The following is a 23948-nucleotide window of genomic DNA, read 5'->3' as shown; positions in this document are numbered from 1 at the left end:
TTTCAAGAATTTTTTGCGATGCTAATAGAATAAACTCAGCTAAAGAGATATTTCATTAATGGAAGTGTTATTTTTCCTTACTTAGCTAAAATGCCGAAATTCTGGATGGGAATCGGTCCTAATTGAAATACCTTTGTTTTTGGTATAAGGCGGTCGTTGAAGAGGTCGGAATTCCCGGTCCGGTTTAGTTTTCTTAAATACATTCGAGAATTGAGGAGTTTCCGCAGCGCTTGGAGAACCCATATTCTTTTTCCAGGATTCATGACGTTCTAACCAGACTTCGCGTTTGGCCCTATTCTCCAGGAGTTCGCTCCGGGTTTCCCTAAGAAGAAAATCTAGGATGAAGATATAATTTCTAAATCTTTTTTCTATTTGATTTAGCTCTTCCAATGAAACTTCCATTCTTTCTTAAATATCGGAATCTATTTAGGAAAAAAGGAAAATTTATGCTGTATTCAACTCGAAATTTTGTCCTTTAGAAAGTCTCTTCAAAATTATTTTCTTATTCGAAAGAATTGTGAAATAAAAATGAAACGGTCTTACTTTCTCTTTTTCCAATTTTAAAATTTCCGTTCCTCGATTTGAAATTGGAAGATCTTCGTCCCTATCGAGGTCTACCAATCTGGAAAAAAATTTACAAATTGAAATTCCGAAGTAAAAACTCGAGAGTTTTGCTTCATACCAATCTTGATGGTCGGGTCTAAAAGAAAATCGGATCAGATTTTGTTTTTTAGATTGATAGAGCGTCTTTCGAAACGCAGTGTCTGGAAATTTTGAAAAAAGACTTCTTTTCTGAAATCTTACGATGAGGTAATGAAAGTAATTTTTTAGGTTGCCATGTTTCCTAATCTTTATTCTCAAAAATCCTTCTAAATGTTTTGGTAAAAGGAGATCGGATGGCCCCGCGTTCTTTTGAGATCTACCTCGAAATTCCGTAAATTCTTCACTCTGGTTCATTTTTGTTTCATCCCCCTAAATAATAAGGTTCCGAGAACTTACAGGAAGAACGCGAAAGTGATTATTTTTTTTAAGAAAAAGAATGAAGAACCGCGAGATGTGCTTCTACAGACTCGGATAAAGAGGCGAGGTCGTAACCCCCTTCTAAGAAGGAAAGTACCTTCCCTTGGCAGACATGTTTTGCGCAATCAAGAATGATTCTTGTTAATTCTTCAAAACCTTTGGTAGTAATTTTCATACCTCCGAGAGGATCGTTTTTATGGGCATCGAAACCTGCCGAAATTAAGATGATTTCCGGATGAAAGTTTTCAATCGTAGGAACGATTATATCCTTAAATATTTCTATATATGTAAGATCCTCCGTATTCGCCTGAAGCGGAATGTTCTTCGTTGTCCCTATTCCAACCTCGTCTCCAATTTCGGTCGGAAGTCCAGTCATAGGATAAAAAGGAAATTGATGGATGGAAAGGTAGAAAACATTCGAATCTCCATAGAAAATTTCTTGGGTTCCGTTTCCATGATGGACATCCCAATCTAAAATAAAGACTTTTTTAAATCCATTTATCCGCAGATACTTTGCTGCTACCGCTATGTTGTTTAGCATGCAGAATCCCATAATACGATCGTGCTCTGCATGATGCCCAGGTGGTCGGAGGAGCGAAAATCCATTCTTGATCTTTCCTTCTAACAATGCATCCACCATCGTTATTCCTGAGCTTACCGTTTTAATGGCAGATATCCATGATTCCTCTGTAAAGGGCGTATCAGAATCGAAATAGCCTCTTTTTCCTTTCGAATTTTCTACTTTTTGAAGATGATTCTCGGAATGAACCTGTTTAAGAAAATCAAGGGAGATATCTTTAATCTCTAATTTTTGAAGCAAAGAATAATACTTTGATTTCTGTAGAAGGTTCAGGCAGGCTAAAAGTCTTTCGGGATTTTCGTAATGCGGAATCGAAGGATTTGAATTGTGGTAAAGGAAAGTTTCTGAAAAAATAAGCCCGGTGGCCATCTTTGGTCTCCATTGAAGTGTTTTCTAATTCTGAACTTTCAAATAACTGGAAAAGGAAATTGATTCTTATTCTGTATTTTTCAACGTTTCTTTTAGTTTTTATCGCTGAATTCCGACATTCAATAGTGAACTTAATTATTTTCGATATTCTTCTAAGCCTGTGAATAAAATACTCTTATCAATTCTGATATTTCTCGTTTTTACTACTTCTGTATTTCCTGATTTTGATCTCCCTTTCCCAAAAATGACTCCCAGGAAAAGGCCGATTAATCCTTCGTTAAAGCAGATCTCTGAATTGGAAGTCGGAACTACTGTTCCTATAAGCAAAAAAGAAACCGAAGCTATACGCCAAAACCAAGAAGTCCCTTCCCAAGAATCGAATTGGAAAAAAAATCCCACTAAATTTGAACCTGCTCTTGAAAATAAAACCAAAGTCGTAACTGCTCAAAATAAGGAAACCATATCGAAAGCGACGGAGAGTGCGACATCAAGTCCGGAGCAAAGGGCGCCAGATTTCTCTAGGGGAATTTATATTTCGCAGAGAACGTTAAAAAAAGTCAAAGCGTTCGAAGAACTCCGTAAGAAAAGCAAAATACACGGTGTAAATTTTTTAGTCATCGATGTTCAGCCAAATCCGCCTTCCAGGGAAACTTTGAATTCTTTAGTTTCGGAAGGATTTTATCCAGTAGCTCGGATTGTGAACTTTGACGGCGGACTTCCGACCGAAAAACCATCCGAGCAAAAAATTACATCGATTCACAGGTCGATCCGAGTAGCATGCCAATCTGGCTTTCCTGAAATTCAACTGGATTATATTCGCTATGCCGATAATCTGCGGCTTAAACTTTCTTTTGAAGCTCGTTATAAAAATATTTCGGGTATTATCAAGAATATTCGGAACGAAACTTTGAAGTGTGAGAATTTACCTTATATTGGCGCTGATATTTTTGGTAGGATTCCCTTTAACCAAAATGATTCGATTGGTCAAAAAGTTGAAGTTTTTGCCCAGGTAGTCGATGTTCTCTACCCAATGTTATATCCTTCTCACTTTTATGGAATGCCAGATCGAATCAAAGACCCGTACCAGACCGTCTATGACGGAACTCATCTCACTCTAAAAAGATCCCTGAAAACGACAAGGGTAATCCCTTATATCCAAGGATTCAATATGTCTGTCGCTAAGTCGGGACTCTCCCTTTCGGACTATATCAAGGCGCAGGTAAAAGCGGCTTATGACAGCGGGGCTCACGGATTTGTGGTTTGGAATGCCTGGAATGATTATGATTCTACATTTCAGGCCTTAAAGGACTATGATAGAGAGATTAAAAAGGGAAGTAACTAGATTCCTTTAAACTCAGGCTTTCTTTTTTGCTCGATGGCTTTAATCGTTTCTTTGAAATCTGCAGAAATAAAATTTCTAGCCTGAGATTCCGCTTCTTTTTTGAGGGCGGCTTCCAACTTCTCGCGGTCGTAAGTATTCTTCTTCAATTCACTTAGAGCAAGGGGGGCGCTTTCGGAAAGTGCAATTGCAATTTCTGTGGCTCTTCCTAAAACTTCCTTCTGAGGAACTGCATCATTGCAGAGGCCTGCGCGAAACGCGTCGTCTCCCGACAAAGTTTCTGCGAGGAAAAGAAGTCGATTGGCCATATGAGTTCCAAAAAGCTCTTTCACAATATAACTTGAACCCATTCCTGGATGAATGCCTAATTTTACGAAGTTAAACTGATACTTCCCTTCGTTTGCAAAAATGCGGATATCGCAGGCAAAGGCAAGAGAGAGTCCAGCGCCAATCGCATGACCGTTCGCGGCGCAAATTACAGGAATATCTAATCTTCTTACGGATAAAAAAAGATTATAGAATTCGAACATTGTTTTCTTGTTTGTCTCGAAATCTTTCGTGGAGAAAGATTTGAGGAGTTCGAAATTCCCACCTGCAGAAAAGATTTCATTCTTTCCGGTTAGGATAACTGCCCTTGGTTTTGATTTTTCCGGAGAGTCTAATAAATTTTCTACGATTTTCTTAAACTCAAGACCCATTTCGCGGGTCATAGAATTTCTGGATTCGGGGTTATTTAAACTTAGAATCTGGATTTTGTTTCCTGAACCCAAGTCGATGGTATCTTGATCGATTAATCCCATTAAACTGCTTTTTTCTCCAGCTCAAAACTTTCATACCAGATTCGATCCGATACGGTCAACGGTTTTTCCCCGATTCCCATCTGTGTGAAGTATTCGAGAAGGGTATCCAAATGAAGCGCTTCTTCGTCCTCTAACGTCCAAAAAGTAGAATCGATTGATTTTGAAATTAAAGCCTGACCTCTCACCGAGTCCTGAAAGTATTCCGGCTTTCCCGAAAAGATCAAATGTGCTGAGATGAGATCGAAACGAATCGTTTCGATGATCTTTTTAAACTGGAGTTCCGACTTTTCAAAGTATCTAGATGCGATTTCCGTCTGGAAATAATCCCCCCAGGTTAGAATATCCGGTTCAACTCCGGTTTTTTCTTTGATCTCGGCGATTTTTTCTTCCTCGATAAAATGAGTTGCCGCAAATCGATCTACGAGCTCTTTCAAAGCAATCAGATCCAGGATTTTCCCGGCTGACAGCTTTCCCTGTTTCATCATATCGAATAATTCCGGGTTGAGTTCCGACTTTCTTGTATCCATACCTTCTTTTTCGGGCTTTTCCGAAACCTTCCCAGGGATTTTTTTTCTCTTCAGTTCTCTTTTCTAAATACTTATGTCCCCAATCAAAGGGGCGACTGAATTCCGACCTCCTGAAAGCCGATATTGAAATAGAATCTCTTTTTCAACGCGAGCACCCCATGGCAGTCGGCAGATCGGATAGTTTACAGGAACTCATAACAATTCTCGAAACTATGTTCGGAGAAACGATCATAGGGACTGATATCAATCTCGTTAAACATCTCTTCTACTATCTGAAAGCGGATGACGTGGAATTTCCTTTCGATTACGACGGACAAAAATACTTCGCGGTCGTGGAAGATATAGAAGAGACGAGCGTAAATCTAAGAATTCCGGGTGTGACACAGGGGCTCACCCTTCGAGCAAAGATCAGCTTCGAGATCATGAATATTCTTTATCAGTTCGAAGTTGTAATCTTAGAATTTTTGGAAGAAGGTATCAAAATAAGAATTCCATCCGAACTCCAGGCGGCTTCATTTCGAAAAAATATCCGCGTTTCCGTCGACGATCTTTTTATGAATTACGTAATCCTTTTTCGTTCTCTTTCGGGAGGAGGGCGCGAAATCGGAAGAAATATTCAAGTGGAACAAAGATTTAACAATCTGATGAGGGAAATCAAGAAGGATAATCCGGATCTTCGCCTCATAAATATCATGATTTCAGAATATATTTCCACCGTATCTAAGGAATATGATATCGTCTTTTTTTCAGTTGAAAAAAAAGAGGAGAGTTTTTTAGAAACCTTCATCAGAAAACACGATAAACCCGTTTTTATCCCCGATACCTCCCTAATAATCAATTATATCCGTGAGACGGGCCCTTCCGAGGCGGATAATTACCGGGAAGAATACCTCCGTATGGTATTGGAAAACGGGCAAGACTATGCGGATAATTTTTTTAGAGAACTTCAAAAGAATGAAATTCGGGATTTTCTAGTTTCTTACATCGTTCTTCCCATCAGACTTTTTAACGACGTTGTGGGATATATTAGAGTGTACGCTTCCGCTATGGATCGATATTCGATCACACCTTCCCAGGTAGGTTATCTTATCGAACTCTCCGAAATTTTCAGTTATTCTATGACAAAGATTTTTATCCGTGCCGATAATTATCGTCAGACAAAAGCGGCCACCCGCGTCGTGGATATCAGTATAAACGGACTCTTATTCGAAATAGACGAAGAAAGAATTTTTCATTATTTAAAAAAACATAATATTATTAAAATATTTATCCCTCTTACGGAAAGAACGCTTATTCTAAGAGGGGAAGTGGTTCGTTATATCGTTGGGGAGGGAAAGTTCAATCTTGGAGTCAATTTTTTCGACTCCAATCCGGACGATATGCTTATCCTTCAAAAATATATTTTTACAAGAACTCGCAAGATACTTTCAGAGTGATCCTATAAGAGCCGGCGCCCTGAGCAAATAGGGGTCTCCCGGTTGCGAAGCAGGTTTAAACGTTTTGTATTTTTCAAACGAGTCGCCTAACAGCTTTTTAAAATTGGCGACCTGTTCCAATTCTCCCAAACTGGTTTGTCCCGATTCGGAAGTGAGTTCACCGATCTTGTCCATGTAGAGTTTACACGCGAGGCGATGTACGCGAAAGTCGGAAGGATTGAGAAGATCGGCGTTTCTTGTAAGTTTTTCAGAGATTTCAAAATAGGTATCGGATTTTTTTCTCTTTTCCGAAGCTTCCGCTAGAGATTTACCTGGTTTGGATTCTTCTCTAAAAAGAAAATAATAGGTAGTAGCGGCATTGATTAGAAGTTCGGAATCGACTTTCGTCAATTTAAAGGCTTCTCGGATCACATCCATGGACTTTGATAGAATCGTAGGATTCTTAAAACCTTCGGTTTCGTATTTATGATTTAAGTAGTCGATGTATTCCACATAGAATTCCAATTCTTCCTGAGCGTTTCCGAAACGTTTTCGGTTTTTCCAAGTCATCGAGAATTCGGAACCTGCGGAGATATAAGCCTCTCCCGTTTTTTTATAAAGTAATCCTAAACGGAAATGCCCCATCGGGGAGGAAGGATCTAGGCTGATCGTATGTTTGTAAGAACGGATCGATTCCGCAACCTCGTTTCGGGAAAGATGATAATCTCCCTTCTTTCTTTCTACGATTGCGGATTCTATTTTTTCGGAGACAAGAGGCGCGGCGACCATCAGATTTCTATCTTTTACCAAGCCGAGGTTTCCGATTCCTCTCGCTCGTTTACCGATAAAAGACGTTTGAAAAATCGATTTGATTTCGATCTGCGCTACGATGTTTCCGTTTTTGTAATTCTTATGATCGAAATCTTTTTCTATGAGATAAAGAATTTGTCCGACTCTTAAACCCGGATCGTAATTGATCTTGATCGTAACCAGATCCGCTCTCGTGTCCACGCCGATATCCAGATTCTTATTTTTTCCTTCTTCCTCGATCGGCTTGACCTTATCATAGAGAACGGTTTCTCCAACGAGGATCATCTTTTCTTTTTCGGGTTTACCGGGTTCTCGAAACGCATACACGAGTTCTCGGGCTTCCGGGATTCCCGTGGGAATGGAAATTAAAAAAAGAAGAATGGAAATTAGAAACGTTCTCACCTTCCAAAGATCGGCCGTTTGTCCGATCCTACTCGGAAAAAAAGAAACGCTTTTGGGGTTTCAAAGCATGGAATCGCCTATGGTTTTCGATTCTTCCGAGCATTTTGTTAAGAGAAATCGGTTTAAGAACGAGAAGGGTTTAACGTTTCAAACGAGGAAAGCCTAAGATAAGGATGTTCCGGTTGTTTGGAATTCCCGGGCCGTTCTAAGATCGCAGCTCTGAGATCGGCGCCGATTGCCGCGTCGGCTTCTTCTTTAATATCGGTGAAGAATAGAATCCTTCTCGGTTCCACTCCGAGTTCTTTTGCGATCTTGGAATAGCTGGAAGATTCTCTTTTGCCTCCGACGGCGGTGTCGAAATAACCCGAAAAATAATTCGTAAGATTACCGGATTCGGAATATTCGAATATTAACTTTTGCGCTTGAACGCTTCCCGAAGAATATACGGCCGCATTCTTTTTCGCCGATTGAATTCTTTTTAAGAATTCGGGAACATCGGAAAACATAAGACTTTTCAGTTCTCCGCATTCGTATCCGATCTTCCAAATTCTTCCTTGGATTTCTTTCAGAGGACCGCTCTTACGATCCACCGAAACCAGATGTTTACAATAGGCGCTCAGATCCTCCGGAGAATCTCCGACTTTTTTGTTGTAAGTCGAGTCGTTCTCCGCTTCCTCTAAAAGTTTCTCTTTCCATCCTTCTTCCAAGACCGAGGTCTGAAAAAAGGAATCCATCTTTTGAACGGAATACGGAAAGAGAACTTTATGAACAAACTCGATCGGAGTCGTCGTACCCTCTATATCGAATAAAAATAGCTCAATAGGCCCAAGATTCAATTAAACGGCTCCCCTTATCTTTTCAGCTTCGTGTACCAAATAATCATGTACGTCTTTTTCGTCTTTTTCGAAATTATTCAAGACCATGATCCAGAACAATGCGCAAGGAATCCAAAACAGAACCGAAATCGAAAGTCCGAGGGAACGATCTCCCGGAGTCAATCCTAGGATCACCGCGCTCATCGCAGGCCCCAATCCTTTCCCTAAATCGTCGGTCAGATTGTAGAGCGCAAACATACTACTTCTGTTTTTTGGAATATTCACATTGATTAATGTGGCTCTTACGTTAGGTCCCGTGAGGGAAATGAGAAAACCGGCGATAAGATTGACTACGATGAAAGTTCCGGAAGTCGCAATATTCTCCGCTTTTAAAAGATAGAGACAAGGTAGAATTCCGAGCAGGATGCTCGACATACAAAAGATCGGAAGTAGTCTTTTGTTATAGTTGTAGATTCTTTGTCCTATGATTCCTCCGAAAAAGGTTCCGGCGAAAACTCCGATCGCCGCGTATGTAAGAAGCATGGTTGCGGTCGCCTTATCGAGGTGATACGAGGATTCGTAGTAGTCCACTAAAAACACGAAAAAAACTCCCCAAGGAACACAACCCGGAATTCCTTGCAGAAAAATTCCTATGTTCGTTTTGTTCTGAAAAAGAAGTCGAATATCGCTCCATCGAAGATGAAAACTTTCTTCCGGAAATTTTTCGGCGATTCCTTGCCACTCGGTTTCTCCCCCGCCTCGAATCGGTTCCTTACAAAAGACCCAATAGACGAGAGCAAAGAAAAAAGAAGGAACTGAAAGATAGATAAAACTCATTCTCCATCCGTTGATAGGATCGGCGCCTCCTAAAATTCCGCCTAACAACTGTCCGACGCCAAGACCGATTCCCATGGAGAGGGAAACATAAGCGGCGGCGGTCGATCTGGATTTATCGGAGAAGTAATCTCCGAGAACCGTAAATAGAAGAGGAAAAATTCCTCCCAATCCGAAACCAGTGAGGGTTCTATAGATTACGAACTCAGTGTAGCTCGTCGCAAACCCGGAAAGGAAACAGGGGATCTCGCCTAAAAAGACTGAGAAGATGATGAGAGTTTTTCGCGAATACTTTTGGGACAGATATCCCATGCTTACGGAAACTGCTCCCCCTAAGATAAAAAAGAGAATCGGGATGATCCCTCCGATATACCAGTCGACGTCTTCCTGGCTGTTTAGTCCGAAGGAGGCTCCTATGTTTCTTAAGTTAGGCGCGATTAGGTTTTGATCCGCGAAAAGGAAGAAGGCCATTCCCATGATCATCCAAAACGCGAGGACTGCATTCCAACCGTGGTTTGCCAGTTCTCCCAACCCGAAAAAGCGGAGTAGGCTTTGTTCCGAGGGTCTTTTTTCCATGTTCTCTCCAGAGTCTCTTTGTTTATTAAAGAATTCCAAACAATGAATAGAGTGGGGGAAAACTCAAGGAAACTTTACTTGGGCTTTAATATTTTGGAATCCCATGTTTGAGCCGATGTAACGAGACATAGACAGGAGAACAGTTAGTTTTCTAAATCTTAGAATTGAAAAATAGATCTTTCTTTACTCAAGAAAGAATATTTAGTTGACCCCTGTCGTTTTGATGATTCCTTTCTTCCAGATAATTCGGTTTTTCCAATGACCTCCTTTCACCATAAAGAATTCCACATTCTATCGAGCTTCGATAAATCAAAGTTATACTGTCAATCTTGGACAAAACCGAATGCGAATCGTTTGATGATCTTTCATCACGGTTTTGGGGAACATAGCGGACGTTATACGAATTTGCTCCGTTTTTTTGCTAAGAGCGATATCAATTTTTATTCTTTCGATATGAGAGGTCACGGAAGATCGGAAGGAAGAAGAGGACACGCGGATTCTTTCGATCAGTATGTTCGGGATCTTTCCGATTTTGTTAACGAAGTTTTGAAAAGGGAACAGAAGGATCGTTTTTTTCTGTTAGGTCATTCCCTGGGAGGGGCGATTGCGCTTCGTTATTCTCAGGAAGGAATCAATCAAGATAGTATTCTGGGGCTGATTCTTTCCGCGCCGGCTTTGATGGTAAGAATGGACTTCAAAAAACAGCTGAAAAAAATCGCAGCCGGTATTTTGAGTAAAATTTCCCCTTCGACGACCGTGGACGCCGAGCTGGATCTTCAGTTCCTTTCTCACGATCCGGACGTGATCGAAGCGTATCGTCAGGATCCTCTTGTACACGGAAAGGTTTCTTTAAGAATGGGGTTCGAACTTTTGGAGATCGGGTCTAAACTGATCAAAAAGGCGGGAGTACTTCGGTGCCCGGTTCTGATTCTTCACGGACAAGAGGATGGACTCGTCGACGTAAACGGCTCGGCGGAACTTTATAAAAATCTAATCTATCGAAACAAAAGAATCAAAATTTATCCGGGTCTTTATCACGAGTTGATGAACGAATATCCGGAACACAGAGAAGTCGTGTTGCAGGATATTCAGGCTTTTTTGGAGACGCTCGTTCGAGAAAAAATTCTTCCGGACGCGAAGGATTCTTCTTTAAAGATTAAGAAAAAGACCGCGAGCGGCGGTAAGAAAAAAAGCGCAGTATCAAATTCTTAAATGATTTTTCTAACTCTTTCTGTAGACGAATACGAAAGAAAGGGTGAAAAGAAATCCTAAGATAGCCACTAGTCCCAGAATCGAACGTTCAGTCGTCGGGAACCAAGTTCCGTTTTCGATCTTACGATTGACTCGTTCCGTTTCGACGTCCATAACGGCGGCTCCTCCGGAAACCGAAATCGAAACCTCGTATTGAGGAGCCGGATAACCGATCTTAAACGCCTTCATGTCGGAAGGGACGTCTTCTTCGATTCTTTCCTGTTTGGAAGCTCCGATAAAGGAAACGTCCATGTCTCCCGGTTTGGAAAAGACTGCGCGAAATCCTTCGCTTTTTTCGGCCAACATTCTATCCTTAAACGTCACCTGGGAAAGATTGCTCGCGGGAATCGTATAAGAAATTTGTAATTCCGAACTTCCGGGAAGAATCGCACGATCGAGATACTTTCCGTTGGGTCCGTCCTGGAGTTGAAGAGGGATCGCCATCCGGGCCTCTCCTTGTGTGAGTTGTCCGACCACGTCGGTCGCCTCGGATGGAACGTAGATCTCGAAAGGATTTTGTTCGTCTTGATAACTCTTAGGCGGAATCGTATTGTTGGAGATGAGAAAAATTTTAAAAACTCGGAGGAAATCTTTTCCTCTCGTGATCTGCATCGCGGATCTGGTTCTTACCAAAGATTTGTCCTTCGTTTTTTCATAGACTACGATCTCTTGCACTGCGGATCGCATCACCGGAACGGGGGGCACCATCTTGTTATAGTTGACTCCCGCGTACTTTGCTTGGAGAAGAATCGGGGACTGATCCGGCACCGTAAGTTTCGATACGATAAAATCGCCTTTTGCGGGACCGAGATCTTTGATCGGAATCATTCCTTGTTGAAGTGCGATGATTCGAAGGGATTCGATACTTCCTTCTTTACCGGTGGTTCCGTTTTTAATGCGGATCTTGAGTTCGATTTCTTCCGAATGAATGGAAACTTGTACAAAGAAAAGGATGGATAAGATCGTTAGGATTGTTTTCATCTCGGGCTCTTAGAGTCAGTTTTATTCCACCCTCTTAAAAAGAAAATCCTTTACACTCGCTTTTGTTCCCGTAGCTTGTATTCTCTTTGAACGATGGTATCGTTCGTTTAGACCGTTTTTAAGGAGAGTAGGGATGGCTTGGTTTCGAAAAATATTGGCGGTATTAGGAATTCTTTTTGGTTCCCTTTTGATTCTCATATATTCGATCACCTTTCATCCCGATCAGGCGGAACCGGCCGAAGTGAAATGTGCGGAGAATGCTCCGATTTTGAAAGCGGATTCTAAAATCAAGGTTCTCGTTTGGAACATACAATATCTTGCGGGTAAGAAGAGGGTATTCTGGTATGACGTTCCGAATGGAGACGGCCCCGATATAGGACCTTCTCGCGAAGAAATCGAAACCACTCTGAAAAAAATCACCGATTATATCCGATCCGAAAATCCGGACGTGATTCTTTTACAAGAAGTGCACGACGGAGCAAAGAACACTTTTAAAGAAAATCAGTTGGAGAAAATTCTTTCAGGACTTGATCCTTCCTACGTCTGCAAGAGCGAGGCTTTTTATTGGAAGTCGGCTTTTGTTCCTCATCCGAAAATTATGGGAAGTGTGGGGATGAAACTCGCGACGATCAGCAAGTTTAAGATCTCCGATGGAATCCGACATTCTCTTCCTTTGATGCCTTCGGATCCGATTTCCACTCAGTTCAATTTGAAACGTGCGATTCTTCAAAACGATTTTCCGATTGAAGGCGGAGAGAAGTTTACGATTCTAAACACTCACTTGGACGCTTTTTCTCAAGGAACGGATACGATGCACAAACAAGTGGATACGATCGCCGGTCTTCTCAAGGAATTGGATCTCGCGGGACATGCTTGGGTGTTAGGCGGAGACTTCAATCTTCTTCCTCCCGGCTTTGACCGAAAGTCGATGCACCCGAACGGAGCGTTCTTTTATTCGGACGAAAAGGAGATCAAACCTTTGTTCGATCATTGGAACTCCGCGGTTCCATTAGATATTTTGAATGGACCTGAAAGAGCGAAATACTATACTCATTTTTCGAACGATCCTGCGATCGGAAAACCGGATCGAACGATCGACTACATTTTTTATTCTTCCAATCTGAGACAGAGCGCTTACAGAGTGGATCAAGGCGAAAAAGTCTGGGACATCAGTGATCACTTCCCTCAGATCGGAACTTATAGTTTGAAGTAGAATTTTTTGCTTTGTTTCGGACTTCCTCCGTAAATTCGAAAAAGTGAGAGTTCCTACTTTTTTCCAAAAGAATGCGGGAACTCTCGCAAAAAACCTCCTTCTTCAATTGTTCCGACAAATCGGTTTTGAAAAAAAAATCTTGCCCTCGGGATATACGATGATCGGGCGTATATTTCCCTGAAGTTTTTTGTCTCGAAGAAGGTTGTAACGCCGCGAAGTTTTGGGATTCGGATTCGACAGGAGCGATTCTTTTTGCCAAACCCCGGTTAAGAAACGTCGTTGGAAGCGCAGGGGAATGAAGTTGCCAAAGGGAAAGAGAGGGAATTTTCTGGATTCAAGACCTGGCTTTCGAAGACGAAAGAATCCGCATTCTTCTTAAACTTGAAAAGAAAAATCGGAGAAGAAGGTTAAAATCAAAAGAATTACTTTTTTGGAAATAACAAAGATGAGACCATTTAAAATATTAGGAATTCAGCAGATAGCGGTGGGCGGAGAGGATAAGAAAAAACTCGAAACGTTTTGGGTGGATATTCTCGGTTTGGAAAAAACGGGAACCTTTCGGAGCGAAAAGGAAAACGTAGACGAGGATATTCTTAGAATGGGGAAAGGGCCTTTTGCGGTGGAAGTTGACATCATGCAGCCGATCGACGTAAACAAAAGTCCGAAAGTCCACGAACCGAAACTCAATCATATCGGTCTTTGGGTGGACGACATACACAAAGCAGTGGAATGGCTCACAACAAAGGGAGTCCGTTTTACTCCGGGCGGAATCCGGAAGGGTGCGGCGGGTTACGACGTTTGTTTTATTCATCCCAAAGGAAACGAAGAATTTCCTTATTGTTCGGAAGGAGTTCTTGTGGAATTGGTCCAAGCTCCTTCGGACGTGATCGAAGCTCTTCGATAAAATTTTCGGGGCGTGCCGCATATTTTCGAACTAAAAAGTTTTTTTGAAATTGCGGCCGCGCTCTCAGCTCCATTCAACAAATTGAATTTTATATTTTTTGAATGTATGCTATTAAAACGCCAATTTGTTGAATCCGCATCGATCGCTCACGCGGGTTTTTATCGGGCCGTTTGAGGAGGTATTCGAATGAAAAACGCGAAGGTTATCAGTTTTCTATCTGCGATCCTGTTTACTTCGTTTTCAAGCGGTAATTTTGCGTCCGAGTCCGATCCGAAAGCGCTCTTATCGAGCCTCGATCGAAAGTTCATACCGGTTTACAAAACCGTCGTCCCAAAAGAGGGAACCTTCAATTTGGATTATCAAGAGGAAGTCGCCAGACTTTCGAATCTCACATTGGTAAAACTTCTTAAGTCCGCAAATTTCGGATTCGAAGGCGATCCGGTCGCGTACGAGATCGAAACCGAAAACAAAATCACCGGTTGGGTTTCCTTGGATCAAGTTTGGTTTCCGGCAAAAGTGGTTCGGATTAAAGAGGGAGATAGGCTCAATGTTCGCGCGGGCGAGTCTTTGGATTCTAAGATCGTGGATTCCGTTCGGCCGGACGAAATTCTGTACGTAAATGCAAACGTTTTGATCCATCTCGGATACAAGGGATACGATCCGGTCGATTGGGCCCGAGTGTCCACAAAACGAGGAAATCACGGATTCGTCAGACTTCGCTATTTTGAAATCATAGAAACGAAAGTGAAACCTTATCCCTGAATCTCCGTCGAAACAAAGCGCCTTTTAGATTTTAAGGACGGGAAGAACGAATTCGATCAATTCCTCCAGAACTTCCCAGGCCGGCCGTTTTCCATATTTTAAATTGAGAACGACGTGATTGACTCCTATTTTTCTAAGGAGGAGTAAGATCTCCGTGACGAAGTTCCGACCTGAACTGAAACCGAGGTGGATATTTTTTGGAAGTGAGTTCGGATTTTTTTGCAGGTCGATATAAAGCGACTGCGCAAACGGAAGAAATCGATCTCCCCAGACTTCCTCGACAACGTTTCTCCAATGAGAAACGACTAACATCTGCTGATCGGGTGGTCTTGGGTAGGAAATCCAACCGTCCGCGTTTTCAGCGATCCATTTTACGGATTGTTGACTGCAACCCGTTACCAATGTCGGAATTCCTAAAGAAACGGGTTTGGGAACGAGATCCACTCCCGAGATTTTACCAAATGAGGTTTGAAACTCCGGAAATTCGGATTCCAAAAAAGTTTTGAAATCCCGGAAATAGTCTCTAAATATTTCCCCTCTTTTTTCAAAATCGATTCCTAAAATCGGATATTCGACGGGACGATCTCCGGAGGCAACGCCCAAAACCAAACGACCTCCGCTCAGTTGGTCGACGGAGGCCGCTGCCTTTGCCGTATGAATCGGATGTCGGATCGGAAGAATGACGGAACCCGTCGCCAAAGCGATCGATTCGGTCTGCGCGGCTATGTATCCGAGATAAACCCAGGGATCGAAAATTTGTCCGACGTCTCCGAAAGCCGGATCCAAAAGTGGAACGTCCCGAAACCAAAGAGCGGAAAAACCTCCTTCCTCGGCTCTTTTTGCAAGTTCGATCTGATTCTGCATCGTAGGTTTTGTCCCTTCAAAAGCTTCAATGGGAAAGAATAAACCGACGCTCAATTGATTCTTCCTAAACATGGAAGAATAACCTTTGTTTTTGCTCTTTGTATCGGAGTTTAGTGTAAGCATAGTGTTCTCTAAAATTTATATATCTAAATATCTAAATTAATAGATATTCTAAAGTGTGACAAACGGGTGAAAGAATTTCGAATCGACTTTAGGAATTCTTTTGAAAAATAAGAACGGCCCTCAAAGAGACGATTTAACCCCGATTCCTCATTGGATTTTACGCTTTAAAAAATTCAAATATTCCTTAATAGTTTCTTCGTTTCTGCTGTAAAAAGTCCATTGCCCGATCCTTTTTGATTTCAAAAGATTGGCTCCCAAAAGAAGCGAAAGATAATGTGAAATGGTGGATTGTCCTAACTCGGTTTTTTCCTGTATTAGGGTAACACAAACCCCGTCCTTTTTAAAATCGCCGATTTCTTGTTTTCCGAAATTGGATTCCGGATCCTTCAGCCATTCCAAAATAGACAAGCGGGTTTCGTTTCCAATCGCCTTCGTGACCTTGAGGATATCCATGTCTCTTTCTTAATCGAGATATCGAGATTTGTCAATATTAAAATCGATAAAAATAGAAATATAAAACGATAAGAGTTACTTTTTACCCAAAAGAAAAAAGGTTCTCATCGGACCTTTTCCCTTGATCTCGATGATTCCCCTGTCTTCGAATTCGAAAAGATCCTTGAGCGCGTTATACGTCGCTTCGGAACAATTGATCTTCCCGGGTTGTCCGTGGGATTCCATCCTCGAAGCCGTATTGACCGAATCACCCCAGAGATCGTAGACGAATTTATACTTTCCGATTACGCCCGCAACGACGTCTCCTGTATGAATTCCGATCCGGATGTTGAATTCGTATTTCCAGGATTCCTGAAGATTTTTTAGACCTTCGATCATCGCAATTCCGGCTAACGCGATTTTTTCGGCGTGATCGGTCGTCGGGTTTGGAATCCCGCCCGCCATCATATAACAATCTCCGATCGTCTTGATCTTTTCGAGTTGGTATTTGCTCGCGATGTCGTCGAAACAGGTGAAGATCTGATTTAAAATTTCCACCAATAAATTGGGAGTGGGGATCTGAGTCGAAAGTTTGGAAAAGCCGACGATGTCCGCGAAAAGAACAGTGGAGTTCGGAATATAATCTGCGATGACTCCTTCTCCGCTTTTTAATCTTTCTGCGATCGCTTTGGGAAGAATATTGAGAAGAAGGCTTTCCGATTTCTGTCTTTCCTTTTCCAGACCTTCGTTTAGCACATTGATCTTTTCCAAAGAATCCTTGAGTTCCCGATTTCTTTTGGAAAGAGTTTTGTAGGCGTCCGCGTTATCCACGCCGATCGCGACGTAGTTCGCGAGAGTCCTAAGAATGCTGAGTTGGTTTTCGTTAAACGCATTCTTCTCGTAACTCTGGATCGTAAGAATTCCTATAAATCTTTCCTCCACTTTGAGGGGAAGATAAACTACCGAACTCGTCTTTTCTCCGAAATGTTTTTGAATCGGAGAGACATACCGGGGAAAATCTTTTTCAAGATCGTTTGTGATCAATTCCTGATTTTGATTATAACAAAAGGAAGAAGGGTTTTCCTCTGACAAAGAATCCACGGAAGGTGCGGGAGTATAACGACCTTCGATCAGACTGAATTTGTATTTGATCTCATTCTTACCTTCTTCCAAAATTCCAAAGGCGAGAATATCCATCGAAACCATGGACTTCGTGTTTTCATAAACCGAAGTGAGGATGATCTTCGGTTCCAAACTCGCGGTGATCATCTGACCGATTTCACTCAGTTGTTTTAAGTTCTGATAAGAAGAAACCAGTCTCTGATTGGAATCCTGAAGTTCGTTTTGAGTTTTGATCAGACGATTCTGAGTGGAATCTCCGATCTTCATCAGCTTCGAGGATTGTTTTAAAAGGGATTCGTAGGCGTCTCCGACTTTTCTGAGTTCTTGGATCAGATCGTCTTTCTGAAGAGAATCTTTTTTATCAAGGGTTTCGTTGACTTCGTTTAATAATTGAAACTCGTTTTCAAAAAAAGAATTAAAGTCCTTCTGTGCTGGAGACGCTGGTTCCATAAATGGGTTCCTCGGCCGAAGGCCCGTCTATTTGTAGGATTTAAGTTCGAACGGTAAGGAAAGATCGGACGAGAATTCCTCGCCTGTTTCCTGCATATCGTCGTCGTCTTCTTTATACAACCAGAGGACTTTGACCTTGCCGCTTTGATCGTGATATTTTTGGAGAGAATCCAAAATGTCCATGATCACTTTCGAAGAGCTCGTATTAAAATAATCTAACTGAAATTTTACCTGGAGCGCGGTCTTGTTTCCCATAGTGGAGTTGAGCCAATCGAATACGGGTTTGTAGAAGGCGATCGCGTTTTCCGGATAAGATTCTCCGATGATTTCCACCACTCCTTTCTCAGTGTCCAAAATAACCTCTGGAGAAGTTTTGGTCTGTTGGATATGTAAAGATTCCATTCTCAATTTTCCTTTGTGAAGTATGCAGAAAGTGTAAAAAACGAATGTTTATCGTCTACCGGCGAAATGCCGTAGGTAAGAGGTCCGTCCGACTTTCTCGCGATATCAATCAACCCGACTCCGGCGCCTTTGCTGTCATCCGGCCTGTCCGAGCGTAGCTGTTGTTGGTAATAGGTTTTCAGCTCGTCTCTTGACATAGAATTGATTTTCTCGCATTTTGTTTTCAGCGATTCGATTTTCTCGTTTAGTACAAGGTTCCCGGACGAAACATTATAGCCAATCGATTTTTCATCGACCATAATGATACCGACTCCGCCTTCTCTTCCGTCTTCCAGAGCTCTTCTTTCCGCCGAATAGTGTAACATATTCTGTGCCAATTCTATAAAAACGGCGAAGATTTTTTTGATTTTCGATTCCGTGCTCAAAGAAGTTCGGATCATGGAACCGAATTCGGTAAGGACTTCCTGCGAAAGTCGTCCCTTAAAGGAAACAATTAATTGATAATCGCAGGCCTCTTTATAGTGCTTAAACAGGTCTACGGACTTGTTTTCCATCATTTCTTTTTAACATACTCCCTATATTTTCGTGGATGCCTAGATCCGAAATCCGATCAAAGTTATGTCATCTCTCTGGGATTCTCCCGCTTGGTGTCCGTCTAAAAAGGCCGCGAGTCTTTCTTTTTGTTCGTTAGCAGGTAGGGAAGACACGCCGTGTAACTGAGCGATCAAACCTTTGCTGGCGATTCTTTGTCTTTGAGGATTCGGCTGATCCATATACCCGTCAGTCGTGAGGTAAAACATCGCGGGTTTTCCCTTGTCCAGTTTTACTTCGTGGGTAGTATAGGTTCTAGAATCTTCTTTTTGTCTTCCGCCGATGGAATGTCTATCACCTTTGATCTCTTCCATTTTTCCGCCTCTGGAAAAGTAGAGAGGTCTTTTGGCGCCTGCGAAATAAACTTTGTCCGCTTCGATTCTACAGAAGCAGATGTCCATTCCGTCCACCGAGTTCGTATCCAAGGAATCCTGTTTTAGGGCTTGTCTTACATTCTTATTCAAATGTTCCAAAACCTTTCCGGGATCTTTGATTCCCGCTTCGTTTACGATCTGATTGAGCAATGTATTTCCGATCATTGACATTAAAGCGCCGGGGACCCCGTGTCCAGTACAATCGACTGCGGCAAGAAAAATTGATCCCTCTTTTTTGCTGAACCAATAGAAGTCGCCCGAGACTATGTCTTTCGGTCTGAAGAGAACGAATTGTTCTTTAAGATTTTTGGCGAGAAGAGCTTCGGATGGAAGAATCGCCTGTTGAATATTCAATGAATATGTGATACTATCCGTGATATGCTGATTCTTTAATCCAAGATCCGCGTTTGCCTGTGCCAACTCTCTAGTTCTTTCCCTTACTTTCTCCTCCATGTTGGAATAGAGTAACGCGTTATCGATGGAGATCGCCGCCTGAGAAGAGAGAATGTTCATGATCTGAAGCCGATCCGAAGTAAACGCTCCTTCCGAAAGATTGTTTTCGAGATATAGAATTCCCGAAATTTCTCCTTGTTTGATGACCGGAGTACAGAGAACGGATTTAGTTTTAGAATTCTTAATATACTCGTCCTTGTTGAACTTCTCGTCTTGGTTTGCGTTTCTAAGAACCAGATTCTCCTTTGTGCGTTCCACGTAGTAGATCAGAGAGATCGGAAGATTCTTACTATTGCCGAGAGGAATACCGGTAAGAACGTCGACGTCGTCCTTTGTGATCGAACCTTCCGCTTCGACGTAGAGTCTTCCCTCTTTTTTAAGAATGAGAACTCCTCTTTGTGCTCCCGCGTTTTCGATTACGATCTTCATCAATTTGTCCAAGAGATTTTCGAGTTTGATTTCTCCGGAAATCGCAGTAGAACTTTTTAATACGGATTGAAGATCCAAGGTCTGACCCGAATAGACTTCGGTCGCCGCGGCGGTCGTGGTCGAAATCGTTCTGTGAGTACGAATCGTTCCGGTTCCTCTTTCGCGGATGAACTCGGGATATTTGGACTTGAGCATACTCTGTTTCAGGTTTGCACCCCAGAGTCCGTAACGGTGAAAGGCTTCGTTGATAAATTCTCCCGCAATTTTGATACTTCCTTTCGAAAGCCAAAAGGTCGCGGCCATCTCGCAAGCGAGAGCCTCGTCGTTTGGAAACTCGTTTTTTCTCGCTTCCCGGATCGCCGCTTCGTAAGTTCTCGCCGCTTTCCAGTTTTTGTATTCGAGTCTTGCTAATTCAGCTTCGACTAACAGGTGTTTGTGGTAGAAGTTTTCAGGACAACTTTCCGCTAAAGCCAAGAGTTGTTTTTGATTCTCGCGAATTTTTTTGAGATATTCTTTTTTATTATCAGGTGTAACTTTTTTATAATTCGCCGCAAGTGCGAGGGAATACAAAAAATTATGCTCCCAGGGTCCGTATTGACCTCCAAGGTATAAGATCATTCCATTGGCTTCCTCCGCTTCTTGAAGAGCCAGTTGGTATTCTCCGTACATCAATAACGATCGTATCTTCATCACTTTGAATGTACAGATCGGGGCTAAACTTTGGTGATCGTTGCAAAGATCGATGTATTCCTTTTCCTGATATTCGTTGGAAGATAAGTCGAGATGTCCGCCCGTTTCACCTCTTAAATTTGAAAGAATCAAAGTTGTTCCCAAAATCGTATCGATCGCGAGATTATTTTTCACCTTTCTCACGAATTTAAGAAGTTGGTTGATCTTCGGTTTTAGGATTTCCAGATTCTTTCCCTGAAAAAGAACGTTAGACGCATCGTTCATAGCCGCATAACTTCCGTGTAAAAATTCTCCGGAATCCAAAGCGGCTTGGACACATTTGATGTTTACGTCTTCGGAAAATTTAAGGTGTTTTACGAAAGAGGAGGAATAGTTCGCCAAAATGTTGGCGGCTTTTGTGTAGCCGCCCGAGTTCATATACTTCTCGCTGAGTTTTACCGCGAGTTCGCAGAAGTCGTAAGCTGCTTTGTAATCGGATAATTTTCCCACAAGAACCATTCCGTAACAGGAGTAACCGTACGAATCGGATAAGTTTCCGTATTTCAAAAGTAAGTTCGCCATCTTCAAACAGATGACCGGGAACAGAGCGGGTTCCTTGTTGTAAGCCGTCTGGATGGCGCTGATCAACAGATTCACGGCCCAGACATGGTTCGCATCAGTCATCAGAGGTTCGTCTAACAGCGATATTACGCTTCGGTTTTTAAGATTTTTCCTTACTTCTTCGATTTCCTTGTCCACAACCTTATCAAAGTTAGAAGTCGGAATTTCGATTCCCAACGGTTTTAACGCTTTGATCACGGTCGACATCGCGAGATCGAATTTTCCCTGCGCCGAATATTCGATCATCAGCAGGTTGTAGGCTTCCGCCTGTTCAACCGGTGTTTTTGCTTGTTTTAGAATGGTCTGAATCATCTCCTGCGATTCTTCAAAATTTCCGTTGAGATATAAAATTTCGGCCAGCTCCTTATGAACCGAATACGCCAGTTCGTATTCCTTGGACCAGAGTTCCTTATCTCCCTTCTCGGCTTCCGGAAGGGAAAAGAGAAGTTCTCTCGCCTTTTCGGAATATAATTTTGCGGGTTTATACGCGGCCGAGAGTTTGGCTTTTTGCGCCGCCTGAATATTCAACTGAAGTAATTTTCTTTTCTCTTCGTTCTCGGTGATTAAGGAAGAACCCGTATTTAAGTGATTCACCACGTCGAAAATCGAATCTTCCAACGCCTTCTCGTTTAAGTTTTCTAAAAGAATTCTTCCGATTTTTAATCGAGTGGTCTGTTTTTGATCTTCGCTTAACAATTCATAACTTGCTTGTTGAACCCTGTCGTGTTGAAAGCGGAATTGAATCGTCTTTGCTATCTGAAAGTTTTTTTCCTTATTTTCTTCCACTTCCTCCATCGAATCTACCAATCGATAGTTGTCTCCGTAGGGAACTATCAATTCCTCTTCCATCGTTTCCAAAATGGCGGAAGCGGTTTCCTTTAGGGTCGTCCCCAAAATTTTGGATTGGACTCCGAGATCGAAGTTGCTTCCGATACAAGAGGCGAGTTTTAAAGTTTCCTGCGTGCGCGGTGAAAGTTTTTTTATTCTTCTGACAAGTAGTTCCACCACGTTATCCGAAATGTCAGTATTTTTTATTTTTTCAAGATTCCAGATCCATTTTCCGCTAAATGTAGAATCGCCTTTTTTGTAGGAGATGATTTCCTCCTTTGATAACTGTTTTAGGAGTTCGTTGATAAAAAACGGATTCCCTCTGGTTTTTGAATAAACTATCTCCGCAAAACTCAACGTTTCTTCGGAAGAACTTCGAAGGCTGTCCGCCAAAAGTTCATTTACATTCTTTAAACTCAAAGGTTTTAGAAGAATTTTGTCCAATCGGAATCCTTCTTTTTCCAATCCTGCAACCAAGGTCGAAAACGGATGTGTGGAATCTACTTCGTTGTCCCTATACGCTAACATTAAGAAAAGATAATTTACGGAGACGTCCTCGATTAGGTTCTTCACCAATTCCAAAGAGGGGGTGTCGGCCCACTGTAAGTCGTCGAGAAAGACGGCGAGGGGATGTTCTTGATTTGCGAAAATTTTGATGAAGTTCTGAAAGACCAGGTAGAAGCGGTTTGCGTTCTCTTGAGCGCCGAGTTCCGTTACCGCAGTTTGCGGACCGATGATAAATTCGAGTTCGGGTAAAACGTCGGTGATGACCTTTCCGTTGCTTCCCAGCGTATCCTTGATCTTATTTTTCCAGTCCTCGATTCTTTCGGGAGATTCGGTGAGAATTTGTTCTATCAGATTGGAAAAAACCTGAATGATCGCGCTAAAGGGAACGTTCCGATTGTATTGATCGAATTTCCCCGAAACAAAATAACCTTTGGATTCGGTGAGGGGTTTGTTGATTTCTTTTACAAGGGACGATTTGCCGACCCCGGAATAACCCGCAATCAAAACGACGCTGGTTCTTCCCGTGTCGGTGACTTTTTTAAATTCGCCTAACAAAGATTGTATGTATTCTTCTCTTCCATACAACTTCTGAGGAATCTTAAACTCTTGGGAATAATCCTTGGATCCTAAGACAAATGCCGGGACGTCTCCGACCTCGAGCCATTTTTTCTGAACGGTTTCCAAGTCCGCCTTTAAACCTTCCGAAGTCTGGTAACGATCCTCGGCGGTTTTGGAAAGTAATTTTAATACGATTTGAGACAATGCTTCCGGAATTTCGTTTCTGAGTTTGCGGGGATCGGCCGGGTCTTTTGCTAGATGAAAGTGAACGAGTTCCAAAAGATCCTCGCTCTCAAACGGGAGTTTTCCCGTGATCAGTTCGTAAAACGTGATTCCTAAGGAATAAAAATCACTTCGGTAGTCTACGGAACGATTCATTCTCCCGGTTTGTTCGGGGGATACGTAGTGAATACTTCCTTCCAATCGGTTCGGATTGGACCAGGAGGTTTCTTCCTTGGAAAGCCGGGTTGAAATTCCGAAATCGACGATTCTTAATACGCTTCCTTCCGGATTAAAGATGATATTATCGGGCTTTAGATCCTTATGTATTACTTTTTTATTATGTATTTCTCCCAGCCTTTCCGTCAGATCGATCGCGATTTTGAAAAAGTCCTTGAGGTTGACCGGTTTTTTTCCGGAAAAGTGTTTGAGCGTACCTCCGGGAACGAATTCTAAAACTAGAATAAATCCTTCCGGAATTTTCTCCATGGCAAACGCGTGGATCATCTTTTCGGATGCGAGATAATTTAGAATTTCAAATTCGTTTCTTAAATTGACGACCGCCGGATGTAATTCGTCCAAGATCGGAATGTATTTGACGACGACCGGAACTCCGTCCTTCGTTCGAACGGCTTTGTAAACCTCCGTCGACGAATCGGAATTCATTCTTTCTTTTAGTTCGTAACCTTCAATTTTCATATCTGTTTT

At 42.2% G+C, this 23948-nt stretch carries 19 protein-coding genes and 1 pseudogene; 6 read left to right on the top strand and 14 right to left on the bottom strand.

What is annotated here, in order from left to right:
* Positions 1–444: 444 nt before the first annotated feature.
* Positions 445–957 (bottom strand): DUF1564 family protein, encoded by a 513-nt coding sequence (locus JWG44_RS20125; RefSeq protein WP_205276842.1) that lies wholly within the window; start codon positions 955–957, stop codon positions 445–447.
* A 70-nt stretch (positions 958–1027) separates the two neighbouring features.
* A complete protein-coding gene (locus JWG44_RS20120; protein ID WP_205276841.1) occupies positions 1028–1969 on the bottom strand; it encodes a histone deacetylase family protein in 942 nt (313 codons plus the stop codon).
* A 424-nt stretch (positions 1970–2393) separates the two neighbouring features.
* On the opposite strand from JWG44_RS20120, the pseudogene JWG44_RS20115 reads away from it, so the two are divergent.
* Positions 2394–3311, top strand: a pseudogene (locus tag JWG44_RS20115) (putative glycoside hydrolase); the annotation flags it as partial.
* Here the strand turns inward: JWG44_RS20115 and JWG44_RS20110 are convergent.
* Both JWG44_RS20110 and JWG44_RS20105 read right to left on the bottom strand, forming a co-directional pair.
* Positions 3308–4108: an enoyl-CoA hydratase/isomerase family protein gene (locus JWG44_RS20110; RefSeq protein WP_205276839.1), complete on the bottom strand. Its 801-nt coding sequence runs from the start codon at positions 4106–4108 to the stop codon at positions 3308–3310. The pseudogene JWG44_RS20115 and the gene JWG44_RS20110 sit on opposite strands and share 4 nt — an antisense overlap.
* Positions 4108–4635 (bottom strand): hypothetical protein, encoded by a 528-nt coding sequence (locus tag JWG44_RS20105; RefSeq protein WP_205276838.1) that lies wholly within the window; start codon positions 4633–4635, stop codon positions 4108–4110. Before JWG44_RS20105 ends, JWG44_RS20110 begins: the two co-directional genes overlap by 1 nt.
* A 158-nt stretch (positions 4636–4793) precedes the next feature.
* Here JWG44_RS20105 and JWG44_RS20100 point away from each other — a divergent pair, with 158 nt between their 5' ends.
* Positions 4794–6071, top strand: a complete 1278-nt coding sequence (locus JWG44_RS20100; RefSeq protein ID WP_205276837.1) for a PilZ domain-containing protein — start codon at positions 4794–4796, stop codon at positions 6069–6071.
* On the opposite strand, the gene JWG44_RS20095 is transcribed toward JWG44_RS20100, so the two are convergent.
* From JWG44_RS20095 to JWG44_RS20085, 3 genes are all read right to left on the bottom strand, one after another.
* Positions 6063–7289, bottom strand: coding sequence for a tetratricopeptide repeat protein (locus JWG44_RS20095; protein WP_205277076.1), 1227 nt, complete (start codon positions 7287–7289; stop codon positions 6063–6065). The genes JWG44_RS20100 and JWG44_RS20095 overlap by 9 nt on opposite strands.
* Before the next feature lie 95 nt (positions 7290–7384).
* Positions 7385–8098, bottom strand: a complete 714-nt coding sequence (mtnC, locus tag JWG44_RS20090) for an acireductone synthase (RefSeq protein ID WP_205276836.1) — start codon at positions 8096–8098, stop codon at positions 7385–7387.
* Positions 8099–9487, bottom strand: a complete 1389-nt coding sequence (locus JWG44_RS20085; protein ID WP_205276835.1) for an MFS transporter — start codon at positions 9485–9487, stop codon at positions 8099–8101. It abuts the gene before it with no gap.
* Positions 9488–9745: 258 nt separating this feature from the next.
* On the opposite strand from JWG44_RS20085, the gene JWG44_RS20080 reads away from it, so the two are divergent.
* On the top strand, positions 9746–10699 hold the full coding sequence (locus JWG44_RS20080; RefSeq protein WP_205276834.1) for an alpha/beta fold hydrolase: 954 nt from the start codon (positions 9746–9748) through the stop codon (positions 10697–10699).
* 9 nt (positions 10700–10708) lie between these two features.
* Here JWG44_RS20080 and JWG44_RS20075 read toward each other — a convergent pair whose 3' ends face one another.
* On the bottom strand, positions 10709–11719 hold the full coding sequence (locus JWG44_RS20075; RefSeq protein WP_205276833.1) for a hypothetical protein: 1011 nt from the start codon (positions 11717–11719) through the stop codon (positions 10709–10711).
* Between the two features lie 133 nt (positions 11720–11852).
* On the opposite strand from JWG44_RS20075, the gene JWG44_RS20070 reads away from it, so the two are divergent.
* The 3 genes from JWG44_RS20070 to JWG44_RS20060 all read left to right on the top strand — a co-directional run bounded on the left by JWG44_RS20070 (position 11853) and on the right by JWG44_RS20060 (position 14598).
* Positions 11853–12932: an endonuclease/exonuclease/phosphatase family protein gene (locus JWG44_RS20070; RefSeq protein ID WP_205276832.1), complete on the top strand. Its 1080-nt coding sequence runs from the start codon at positions 11853–11855 to the stop codon at positions 12930–12932.
* 445 nt (positions 12933–13377) lie between these two features.
* Positions 13378–13836 carry a VOC family protein gene (locus tag JWG44_RS20065; protein ID WP_205276831.1) on the top strand — a complete coding sequence of 153 codons (459 nt, stop codon included), beginning with the start codon at positions 13378–13380 and terminating at the stop codon, positions 13834–13836.
* Between the two features lie 186 nt (positions 13837–14022).
* Positions 14023–14598 (top strand): SH3 domain-containing protein, encoded by a 576-nt coding sequence (locus JWG44_RS20060; protein WP_205276830.1) that lies wholly within the window; start codon positions 14023–14025, stop codon positions 14596–14598.
* A gap of 24 nt (positions 14599–14622) precedes the next feature.
* Here the strand turns inward: JWG44_RS20060 and JWG44_RS20055 are convergent, their stop codons facing one another.
* The 6 genes from JWG44_RS20055 to JWG44_RS20030 form a co-directional block, all read right to left on the bottom strand.
* Positions 14623–15585, bottom strand: coding sequence for an LLM class oxidoreductase (locus JWG44_RS20055; RefSeq protein WP_232371763.1), 963 nt, complete (start codon positions 15583–15585; stop codon positions 14623–14625).
* A gap of 147 nt (positions 15586–15732) precedes the next feature.
* Positions 15733–16038: an ArsR/SmtB family transcription factor gene (locus tag JWG44_RS20050; protein WP_205276829.1), complete on the bottom strand. Its 306-nt coding sequence runs from the start codon at positions 16036–16038 to the stop codon at positions 15733–15735.
* 75 nt (positions 16039–16113) lie between these two features.
* Positions 16114–17589 carry an adenylate/guanylate cyclase domain-containing protein gene (locus JWG44_RS20045; RefSeq protein ID WP_205276828.1) on the bottom strand — a complete coding sequence of 492 codons (1476 nt, stop codon included), beginning with the start codon at positions 17587–17589 and terminating at the stop codon, positions 16114–16116.
* Positions 17590–17616: 27 nt separating this feature from the next.
* On the bottom strand, positions 17617–17991 hold the full coding sequence (locus JWG44_RS20040) for a DUF1987 domain-containing protein (RefSeq protein WP_205276827.1): 375 nt from the start codon (positions 17989–17991) through the stop codon (positions 17617–17619).
* 2 nt (positions 17992–17993) lie between these two features.
* Positions 17994–18548 carry a SiaB family protein kinase gene (locus JWG44_RS20035; protein WP_069608194.1) on the bottom strand — a complete coding sequence of 185 codons (555 nt, stop codon included), beginning with the start codon at positions 18546–18548 and terminating at the stop codon, positions 17994–17996.
* Between the two features lie 36 nt (positions 18549–18584).
* Complete coding sequence (locus JWG44_RS20030; protein ID WP_205276826.1) at positions 18585–23939, bottom strand: protein kinase domain-containing protein; 5355 nt, start codon at positions 23937–23939, stop codon at positions 18585–18587.
* Positions 23940–23948: the final 9 nt, after the last annotated feature.

Origin of the sequence: Leptospira ainazelensis (assembly GCF_016918785.1) — a bacterium.
In the GTDB taxonomy this organism is placed as follows: Bacteria; Spirochaetota; Leptospiria; order Leptospirales; family Leptospiraceae; genus Leptospira; species Leptospira ainazelensis.
Note: the sequence above shows the minus strand (reverse complement) of the source record. Positions and strands in the feature narration are given on the sequence as shown.